The sequence below is a fragment of the Pseudoduganella sp. RAF53_2 genome (assembly GCF_052113985.1).
Lineage (GTDB): Bacteria > Pseudomonadota > Gammaproteobacteria > Burkholderiales > Burkholderiaceae_D > Rugamonas.
Genome location: NZ_JBFRDW010000327.1, coordinates 1 through 6,681, shown reverse-complemented (window position 1 = coordinate 6,681; position 6,681 = coordinate 1). Strand labels below are relative to the sequence as shown.

The 6,681-nt window shown below is 62.6% G+C and carries 7 protein-coding genes; 1 reads left to right on the top strand and 6 read right to left on the bottom strand.

What is annotated here, in order from left to right:
- Nucleotides 1-552 precede the first annotated feature (552 nt).
- Nucleotides 553-852, top strand: a complete 300-nt coding sequence (locus AB4Z11_RS18990) for a hypothetical protein (RefSeq protein ID WP_442026891.1) — start codon at nucleotides 553-555, stop codon at nucleotides 850-852.
- A gap of 69 nt (nucleotides 853-921) precedes the next feature.
- On the opposite strand, the gene AB4Z11_RS18985 is transcribed toward AB4Z11_RS18990, so the two are convergent.
- The 6 genes from AB4Z11_RS18985 to AB4Z11_RS18960 form a co-directional block, all read right to left on the bottom strand.
- Nucleotides 922-1,269, bottom strand: a complete 348-nt coding sequence (locus tag AB4Z11_RS18985) for a hypothetical protein (protein WP_442026890.1) — start codon at nucleotides 1,267-1,269, stop codon at nucleotides 922-924.
- 30 nt (nucleotides 1,270-1,299) lie between these two features.
- A complete protein-coding gene (locus AB4Z11_RS18980) occupies nucleotides 1,300-2,148 on the bottom strand; it encodes a PAS domain-containing protein (protein ID WP_442026889.1) in 849 nt (282 codons plus the stop codon).
- A 30-nt stretch (nucleotides 2,149-2,178) separates the two neighbouring features.
- Nucleotides 2,179-2,817 carry a hypothetical protein gene (locus AB4Z11_RS18975; RefSeq protein WP_442026887.1) on the bottom strand — a complete coding sequence of 213 codons (639 nt, stop codon included), beginning with the start codon at nucleotides 2,815-2,817 and terminating at the stop codon, nucleotides 2,179-2,181.
- Nucleotides 2,702-3,592 (bottom strand): patatin-like phospholipase family protein, encoded by an 891-nt coding sequence (locus AB4Z11_RS18970; RefSeq protein ID WP_442026886.1) that lies wholly within the window; start codon nucleotides 3,590-3,592, stop codon nucleotides 2,702-2,704. The genes AB4Z11_RS18975 and AB4Z11_RS18970 overlap by 116 nt, the downstream gene beginning before the upstream one ends.
- 9 nt (nucleotides 3,593-3,601) lie before the next feature.
- A complete protein-coding gene (locus tag AB4Z11_RS18965; RefSeq protein WP_442026884.1) occupies nucleotides 3,602-4,951 on the bottom strand; it encodes a TolC family outer membrane protein in 1,350 nt (449 codons plus the stop codon).
- 34 nt (nucleotides 4,952-4,985) lie between these two features.
- A partial coding sequence (locus tag AB4Z11_RS18960; protein ID WP_442026883.1) for an efflux RND transporter permease subunit occupies nucleotides 4,986-6,681 on the bottom strand: 1,696 nt, incomplete at its 5' end.

The window sequence follows — 6,681 nt, the reverse complement described above, 5'->3', positions numbered from 1 at the left end:
GTCCGTGACTGACCGGCACAAAGAGGCCCGCTGATGCGAGCCGATGCCTTTGCAGGCCGAGAGTGTTTTATATGCGGAAGAGCAAGCGACCCGGGAACGCCCATCGTCCCGTTCTGTACCTGACTGATGTCGGTACTCTTTGATTCACCCTACCCCCTACGGCGCCGGTGTAGCGCACGCTTGGCAAGCAAGCAATCTGCGACCAAAGGCGCGCTGATCCGATCAGCAGTCAGCGGCACCAGCAATGGCGACTGAGGACGCCCACGGACCACGCGTGGCCGGCGCGGCCATTCCACAAGGCAGGCGATGAAATGGCACATCGAATAATGTCGCGCACCAGCGGCGCGCGGCGCATATCGCGTTCTATGTGCACAATACGCACGGGTGCCTGTCAGCATGCGCCCCTCAGCCGCCCCGTATATCATTTGGAGATTGCGATAGGAAATAACGAACCACCGAAACGGCACAGGATGGTATGGTTTTCTCCATCACCATAGCATCTGCCGACCGACTGAACGGGTCTGTGCAGCGACTGGCAGAGAGGAGACCATCATGTCAATTGATCTTCAAGATCGCCGCATGCCCGGCAAGTCTGCAGCAATCGTTGATGAGGCTTTAGATCTCGCCCATGAGTGTGGATGGAGCTATGCGCTAGCCTACCTTATCAGTGAACACATATCCCCGGACACAATCCAACGTCTCATGTTCGGCCGCGGGCGCCAACACCGCCTGCATCGGACGCGTGACGCGAGTTCCTGCGGCGCGCATCTTTCCACGGCTTGGCGCGAGAACAAAGAGATGCGAGATCTGTTCGTTTCGCTCCATCGACGCAAATCCGGAAACGGCCAATAAACAGGCCCGCTTCAGCGGGCTGAAGTCCTGAGAACGACCGGCAGAATGCCGCAGCCACATGGACCTCGCTCAAGACCCCAGCGAGGGCGTGAAGTAGATCAAATGGACAAGACCCTGCCGTAGCGCTGCCTCCATCAGCAATCCCCATTTTAGTTTGCTCGCGGAATCGCCGCGTCTGCGTGGCGGCCTTGCCGCTATTTTCGTGCTACCGTCCCCAATGGTGTTGCCATATGTCCTGCGTCGCTGCCGCCATGTATCCATGTTCGAACGCACGTCACCGATCATTGCCGCCAGATAGAGGTTCATCTGCTGCATGGCGCGTAGCATTTGACCGATATCGTCGTGACGGCTGGTCACAATCTTGCCACTGAGGTCACCACCAGCGATCGCGCGCGCAGTCTTAATCGCCTCTTGCATCGGGATGCCAACGGAGTGGCGAACGGTATACTACAACAGGACAATCGCCATCACTCCCAGCCCGCCTGCTGCCGCGAGCAACTTGCCCAGGCTCCGATCAACCATGGTGAATCCCRGCACACCCATGGCGACAAATAGCAAGGCAATCGTGGCCAGCGCCCCGGCGACGCGCAGGCGCAGCGAGGAACTCACGAGGCCAGACAGCATACCCGCCAGGTCCGCGCGCGCGACTTGGCCCCGACGGACCGTCAGTCTGTCCGGATTACCGTGGCGCATGCTCCGATACGCGTGCTCGGCCTGCTCCACCTCGACGCGGGCGGGCTTGGTCCACACTGAGAGGTAGCCCGTCGCCACACCTGCCTCCATCATTAGGGTGACATTCGCTTCCACCCAGTAGTAGTCACCGTTCTTGCTCCGGTTTTTCACCAGCCCGGTCCATGGCAGGCCTGCCCACAGGGTCTGCCACAAATCGTCGAAGGCCTCGGGCGGCATGTCGGGATAGCGCACGAGATTGTGTGGTGCGCCAATCAGTTCCTCTTCGGTGAAGCCGCTGGATTCGATGAAATGCGGATTCACGTTGGTAATCCGGCCCTTGAGATCGGTCTTGGAAGCCAGGTACTTGCCCTCGGCCAGCGGATACTCGATGGTCGCGACGGGAGAGTTCTGTCGCATACTACGCTTTCGCTTAAGTGGCGGTTTGATAATTAATGCTTCCGCGTCTTCCGAGCGCGCCGGTGATTGCTCTCCCTGCAATCGACCGGTATCAAGCCGAAAAAAATCTATCGCAGTCTGGAATGGCGCGGTCTGCAGTTTCTCGCGCATGTTATCTTCACGGCGGGAACGGGGCAGCAGCAGCCCTTGCTTGACGCTCTTTCTCATGTCGAACATCCTCCATCTCGGCCCGCCCGTTCAAGGTGCCGCGCCAGCTGCCGGCGGCTGCAAGCTGGTGCGTAGACGCTGGAATTCGGGCGAGGCGCGCAGCGCGGCACGACCCGCCTCCTGCAGTTGCTTCACCTGCCATGGGACGATCGTTAGCGCGGTGGGCACCTGCAGCAGCACCGAGCGGGTTGCTGCATCCTTCAGATCACGCAGGCTCACGCTGATGACATAGATTTCTGCGTCGGCCGCAAACGGACTGCCCGTCTTGCCCCGTAGCGCGTCCAGCTCCTGGCGCCAGCGCTGCGCGCTATCGCTCATCACCGCAAGCGTCTCGCCGGTGGCGCGTGAACCGGCGCCAAACACCAGTGCGTTCATCACCTGGCCCATACCCGGCACGTGGTCGCTTTGGTCCAGGCGCTCCCCAAGATCCCGCTCCGAGTTGACGCTGACCAGGACGATCTTGTGCACCGAACCGGGTGGCAGATGCTGGAAGCTCGCATCCAACGTGCCTCCCGCCACCGCGCGGACCAGCAGGCCCCGTACGCCGAGATTGTCAATCAGGCCACCGTCGACCAGATGCAGGTACGGCCGTTCGTCGGCGTCCAGATAACTTTGCACACTCGCGTCCAGCAGGCGCGCCTGCAGATTGCCTTCCGCGTGCGCAGCCACTGCCACCTGCCTGGACTGGGGGGCACTTGCCGGCGTAGTTACGCACCGTGACAGGGCTCAGCAACAACGGCACCGAAGAAGACGCTGCCACGGCATAAGACAGTGGCACGCTGTTCAAGTCGGAACAGATTAATGCGAATTGCTCGGGCGTGAATTCAAATGGGGCGCCCGTCGTCAGGTCGGTCGCCGTGATGAGCAAGCGCGGGCCACGCTGCTGTGCCAGCAGATCACCAAAGGTCTTGCCGCGATACAGCATGTCCAGCTTTTCTGCCAGCACATTGCTGCGGCTATACCAGGGTGAACTGATGCGGTACAGCGAGCGCGGCGAGAATGCCTGGGCGATCAGCCCGGCCTGGAAGTCTTGCATCAGAAAGTCTGGCTCGAAGCGGGTAAAGGTCTCCTCGCCAAAAGCCGCATAGTAGGCCGCCAGCACGCTGCCGCCAGAGACACCACTCACCAGGCCCATCTGGGCCATCAGCGTCGTGTTCTGGCCATCCAGGGCGAACTGCGTGGCGTCCAGCTCTTTCAGTACGCCTAATCCGAAGGCAGCAGCGCGTGCGCCGCCGCCTGACAGGGTGACTGCGCCAATGATCGCATGCGGTTTGCCATCATCCGCCAGCCGCACCAACGCCGCCGGCGTCGGTGACTGCTCGGTAATCGGCCCGTTGACCCATGGCCGTGTCGAGGAGCACGCGCTCCGAACCATTGAGAAGACCGCGACCCAGCCTGCGCGTGACAGCAGGCTGGCGGGACCGCGCATGACGAACCGCATCATTCATTCCCCTTAATGCGCCAGCCACGGGTTGAGCTGGGTCAGGCTTTCCTCATCCAGATCGCCCGACGCCAGCGCCAGACRCAGCCGGCCCAGGAGATAGTCGGCGCGCCCTTGCACCAGGTCCAGTTCCGCGGCGAACAGGCGCTGCTGTGCGTCCAGGACGTCCAAAGCCGTACGGGTACCGACATCGCGCCCGCCGATGGTCGCTTCCAGGGCGGACACCGCAGACGTCAACGCCTGTTCCTGGGCGGCGATGCGCGACACGCCGGTCRACACCGACAGATAGCCCTCCTGCACCTTCAAGCGCACATCGCGCTTGACCGCCGCCAGGCCCTGTTCCGCCTGGCCCAGGCGCGCGACCGCTTCGCGCTGGCGTGAATCGAGGCCGCCGCCCGCATACAAGGGAACGTTCAGCACCACACCGATGGAGGCGGTACGGTCACCTTCCGGCGCCACCAGCGGCGACAGGCTGCCGTGCTGGTTCTTCGCGCCATAGCTCGCCACCAGAACCAGCGTTGGGCGTCCTGACAACCGGTGCTTGGCAATTTCGACATTCGCAATTTCCAGTTCCGATTGCTTGGCCAGCACTTGTGTGCTGCGGCTTTCGCCGCGCATCTGCCACTCGGACAGTGCAATCGGTTCAGGCATGTGCGGCGTGAAATTGGCGGCGAACGGCGCCAGTTCATCAGGTTCCGCGCCGACGGTCTCCCGGAACTGCGCACGCCGCAGCTGCAGCATGGACTGCGCCGTCACTTCGCGCGTGACCACCGCGTCCAGGCGCGCCTGCGCTTCCTGCACATCGGTGATGCGGTCCTGCCCTACGGCGTAGCGTGCTTGTGCACGGTCGCGCTGATGGCTTACGGCATCGCGCTCGGCCTGCACCACGCGCAGTGTGTCTTCCGCCACCAGTACGGCGAAATACACTTCGGCCACGCGCATGGCCAAATCCTGGCGCGATGCCCTGAACTGGGTGCGCGCCAACACTGATTGCTCGCGCAATTGTTGGCGGTTGGCCGTCGCACTGCGGTCGTACAGCGGCTGGACCAGCTGCACGCTGGCCTGGCTCGCGGTACCGGTACTCGACTCGGGCAGCAACGCCGACGATGCGGGCGTCATATCACCGGTCTGGCGATTGTGGACGCGCGAGACGCCAGCTTGCAGATTGACGCGCGGTCGCAGCAGGGCATCGCCCTGCACTGCCTTCTCGTTGCCTGCTAGCAGGCCCTGGTCGGCGGCCAGGCTGGCCGGATCATTGATCAGCGCCTGACGGTAAGCCTCGGCCACGTCCATCGCGCTTGCCATCCCGCCATGCAGGGCCAGCAGCATACCAAGCGCTGCCGGCAGAGTTTTCAGTTTCATTTTCATCGAATTTTCCTCAGGCAGCGGTGGGGCGCTACGCGCGATACCAGGCCGCATACAGCGCCGGCAAGAAGACTAGGGTCAGGACGGTCGCTACCGCCAGGCCACCCATGATGGCCCACGCCATCGGCCCCCAAAACACCGAATGGGTCAACGGGATCATGGCCAGGATGGCTGCCAGCGCGGTCAGCACAATGGGGCGCAGACGCCGCACGGCCGACTCCACAATGGCGGTCCAGAGCGGGGTGCCGGTTGCCATCTCCTGGTCAATCTGCACCACCAGAATCACCGAGTTACGGATGATCATGCCGGCCAGCGCGATCACGCCCAGCATGGCGACGAAGCCAAATGGAATCTGGCAGGCTGCCATGATGGCCGCCACACCAATCATGCCCAGCGGGGCAGTCAGCAGGACCAGCGCCATCTTCTTCATGTCCTGCAGCTGCACCATCAGCAACAGCAGCACGACGATGACGGTCACCGGCATCACGGCGAAGACCGAGGTCTGCGCCTTGGCGCTGGACTCCGACGCACCGCCGATTTCGATGCCGTAGCCGAGCGGCAGATCCTTCGACAGGGCTTGCAACATCGGCCAAACAGCATTTGTCACATCGGGTGCCTGTGCGCCTTCAATGTCGGCACGCACGGTCAGCGTGGGAATCCGGTTACGGCGCCACAACTGGCTTTCTTCGCTATCGAGCGTCAGGCGAGCGACCTGGGACACGGGGACAAACTTGCCTTCGCGCAGATAGATCTTCGCGTCCTTCAGATTGTTCAGGTCCGTCCGCTCGGGTGCGACCAGGCGGGTCATCACCGCAATCGACTGGTCGTTTTCGCGGTACTGCGTGATGGGTGTGCCGGACAGCGAGGCTTCCAGGGCCGCCTTGATCTGGATGGAGCTCACGCCTAGCGCACGCGCCTTGTCCTGGTCGACGTCCACCCGCACGCGCTTGACGCGCTCGCCCCAGTCCTCATTGACCGCGCGCACATGCGGGTTGGTACGCACAATCACGCCAACTTTCTGAGCGATTTCACGCACCTTGGCCGGGTCGTTGCCATACACGCGGAACTGCACCGGGTAGCCAACGGGCGGTCCATTCTCCAGCCGGTTGACGCGCCCACGCACATTGGCGAAGCGGCCGTCGAACAGCTTGCGCACTTTGGCCACCGCGCGCTCGCGTGCCTCGCCTCCCTTGGTCATGATCATCATTTCGCCAAGGTTCAGGTTGGGGGTCTGCACGTCCAGCGGCAGATAGAAGCGCGGCGCGCCATCGCCGACGAAGCTGGTCACCGCCTCGATATCCGGATCGCCCTTCAGCAGCTTTTCCAGCTCCTGCACTTCGCGCTCGCTGGCCTCAAAGGTCGACGCCTTGGGCATCCACAGGTCCACCATCAGTTCCGGGCGGTCGGAAGCCGGGAAGAACTGTTGCGGCACCGCCTTGAACAGCAGCAGCGAACCCACGAACGCGGCCAGCGTAATACCAATCACCCAGAAGCGCTGGCGCAGGCAAAAGTCCACAAAGTGGCGGAATTTCACGTAAAAGCCGCGCTGGTACACGGCGTCTTCATCATGGTGGGCGTGCTTCTCCTCCTTCAGCAGCTTGTAGCCGATGAAGGGCGTGAACAGCACCGCCACCACCCACGACAGGATCAGCGAGATGCCGACCACCTGGAACAAGGAGTACACGTACTCGCCGGTGCCGGACTTGGCAAAACCCACCGGCAGGAAG

Bases quoted from the DNA above. Each gene is read 5' to 3' on its own strand.
- AB4Z11_RS18990 (WP_442026891.1), top strand. From the start codon at position 553: ATGTCAATTGATCTTCAAGATCGCCGCATGCCCGGCAAGTCTGCAGCA.
- AB4Z11_RS18970 (WP_442026886.1), bottom strand. From the start codon at position 3,592: ATGATGCGGTTCGTCATGCGCGGTCCCGCCAGCCTGCTGTCACGCGCA.
- AB4Z11_RS18985 (WP_442026890.1), bottom strand. From the start codon at position 1,269: ATGCAAGAGGCGATTAAGACTGCGCGCGCGATCGCTGGTGGTGACCTC.